This is a genomic window from Alcanivorax sp. HI0083 (assembly GCF_001635175.1).
This window is the reverse complement of sequence record NZ_LWFX01001261.1, coordinates 1-2,737: the sequence shown is the minus strand read 5'-3', so window position 1 is coordinate 2,737 and position 2,737 is coordinate 1. Positions and strand designations below refer to the sequence as shown.

4 protein-coding genes are annotated in these 2,737 nt (G+C 60.4%); 2 read left to right on the top strand and 2 right to left on the bottom strand.

Annotated elements, in window-relative coordinates; genetic code table 11:
* Positions 1-228 (bottom strand): hypothetical protein (locus A3754_RS18515; protein WP_156497078.1); only part of this gene is annotated, 228 nt, incomplete at its 3' end.
* 284 nt (positions 229-512) lie between these two features.
* On the opposite strand from A3754_RS18515, the gene A3754_RS18510 reads away from it, so the two are divergent.
* The gene (locus A3754_RS18510; RefSeq protein WP_156497077.1) at positions 513-1,220 is read left to right on the top strand and encodes a YHYH domain-containing protein; all 708 of its coding nucleotides are present in this window, start codon (positions 513-515) and stop codon (positions 1,218-1,220) included.
* Between the two features lie 102 nt (positions 1,221-1,322).
* Here A3754_RS18510 and A3754_RS18505 read toward each other — a convergent pair whose 3' ends face one another.
* Complete coding sequence (locus A3754_RS18505; protein WP_063520878.1) at positions 1,323-1,559, bottom strand: hypothetical protein; 237 nt, start codon at positions 1,557-1,559, stop codon at positions 1,323-1,325.
* Between the two features lie 194 nt (positions 1,560-1,753).
* Between A3754_RS18505 and A3754_RS18500 the strand changes: the two genes are divergently transcribed.
* Positions 1,754-2,737: triacylglycerol lipase (locus A3754_RS18500; RefSeq protein WP_063520877.1), on the top strand; the 984-nt coding region annotated here is incomplete at its 3' end.

Genomic DNA, 2,737 nt, shown 5'->3' with positions numbered 1-2,737 from the left:
CCAGCGGGCCCCATCGCGGCACGCCATCAGGTACCAGCCCCAAGCTCGCAGACGAGACACATCCCGGCGCAGCACCCGCACCCGGGCATGGCTATCCGCACTGCCCGACGAGGCAAAGCTGGCCCGGTAAACGGCCAGGTACTCCTGCAGGGCCTGCAGCCGTGTCTCCACCGCCTCCAGCCCCAACTCCTGCTGACGCCATTTTCCCGCGCCCTGCTGTGTCCCCATAAACTGCAACTCCTGCATAGCCACTACTCAAAGACAATGCATAAAAAGTGAACGCCGACGCCGCTGTGAAACAGATTCAGCCCGGCACCGCTAACTCTAACGATGCAACCCTGCCCACCCCAGAACAAAACCGTCCGATTTCCGTGTAGCCACGTAGCCGTTTTGTATCTTCCTGATACAGCCATTGGAACCAGTTCACACTTCCCATTGGCGTACTCTTTAACCTACAAAAAAATGCATGAATGTCTTATTCTCCTGCGCCACAACAGACAGGATATAGCCCTTTGTTCCCTCGCCCTTTTACGCTCCTGCTATGCCTCAGCCTGCTTGCCCCCGCAGCGCCCCTTCAGGCCCACCCCGGCGGCCTCGATCAACAAGGCGGACACACCGACCGACGCAGCGGCGACTACCATTGCCACCGCGAACCCTGCTTCACCCTGCACCGCCAACAGCAACAGGCCGAGCAGGATGCCGACGACGCACAACGCGCGTTCAGCACACTCTATGACCGGGACCGTTGGCCCCACTGGATTGATGCAGACCAGGATTGTCAGGACACCCGGGCTGAAGTCTTGATTGCCACCAGCCAGATAGCCGTGACCTTCACCGGCCCGGATCACTGCACCGTGGCCAGCGGCCGCTGGTACGACCCCTACACCCACCAGACCTTCACCCAGGCCGGCGATCTGGATATGGATCATTTTGTCCCCCTGCGCCATGCCCACGGCCACGGCGGCGACCAGTGGGACGAACGGTTGCGCCGACAATTTGCCAACGATCCGGACAACCTGATCCCGGTATCCGCCAGCGCCAACCGCAGCAAAGGCGCCCGCAGCCCGGACCAGTGGCTTCCCGACAACCGTCGCTACTGGTGCGAATACGGCCAGCAATGGGAACGGATCAAGCAACGCTACCAATTGATGGTCACGCTCCAGGAAGCTGACGCCCTGAAACAGCTGTTAAGCCATTGCCCGCTGGCGGCACATCCCTGACAGACTGTTGCAAACCCATAACGACAAAACCCCGACCACAGGGCCGGGGTTTTGCTTATCGCCGCTACCGCCCAAAGGCGGTGCGCTCACTGCATGACAGGCTTACTGCTGGGCAGCATCCTTCATGTCTTCGGCAGAGTCTTTGGCGTTGTCATAGGCGTTATCCATATCTTCGCCCATTTCTTCCATCGGCCCTTGGCTATCCGGGGTGATGTTTTCTACCGCTTTGTCTACCTTCTCGCCAGCGTCCTCAACCGGACCATCGTTGGCATCACAGGCTGCCAGCAGGGCAGAAGAGGCGAAAATGGCGGCCAATGCCGCTTTACCGAAAGTACGCATAGAATCACTCCTTGAATTAACTGATTCGGACAGTGAGCACTCTAAGCATGTTCTTGGCACTTGACCAAGTGGATTCGCACATTTAGCAGCCATTTTACGAAGAGTTACAGATGGATGCGCACCCACAGGCATAACGTTTTTTCCTTTATCAACGTCCCCAGCCGGGTAAAATGCTCCCATAACAAGGAGAACAAATGAAAAAACTGGGCAGACAGGCAGGCCATAACATGGGAAGGAACGTGGGCGGCCTGGCGCAGCTGGTGACCCGTTTTGGCAATGAGATCACCCAGGTCGTGCAGGATATTCACGGCGCTGTAGCCAACCCCTTCAGCCTGCGCGGCCACGATTACACCCCCGCCCCCATGGTTTACAACCTGGTCCGCTACGGCTTTCGCCAGGCCGGCAACCTGGCCGGCATGGCCGACCTGCTTGCCGATCCGCAACGGGAACTGCGCGACAGCCTGGACCTGCAAAGCATCATCAACGGTATTTTCGGGCAGCTACTGGTCGAACAGAACAATCGCTATGCCCTGCCCATGACACTGCTCCCCAAAGCCCCGCCGGCGCCGGAGGCCGACACCCTGGTCATCTTCCTGCACGGGCTGTGCATGAATGAAGCCTGCTGGAATAGCCCCGCGACTGATGCCTTCTGCCAATGGGCACGCCAGCATCACAACGCGGATATTCGCTACCTGCGCTATAACACCGGCCTGCATATTTCCGACAATGGCCGCAAACTGGCCGGGCTGCTGGCCCACACGGCGCTGCCTGAGCGAGTGATCCTGATCGGCCACTCCATGGGCGGCCTGGTGGCGCGCAGTGCCCTGCATCAAGGACGCGAGCGGGAAGACAGCTGGGTCAACCGGGTCAGCCATCTGGCCTGTCTCGGTTCTCCCCATCAAGGCGCCCTGCTGGAACGGTTCGGCAACGAAGCCAACCGCCTGCTGGGCCGCACACCCTACTCCCGCCCCCTGATGCGCCTGGCCAACCTGCGCTCAGACGGCATCCGGGACCTGCGCTTTGGCTACGTGCTGGAAGACCAGTGGCGGGATCGCCCGCTGGACGACCCGCGCCCCACCAGCAAGGTGCCGCTGGATTCGCAGGTACAGCAGTTGTTTATCGCCGGCAGCGTCAGCGAGCCCGGCCACGCCCAGCCCCGAGGCGACTGGTTGGTGACC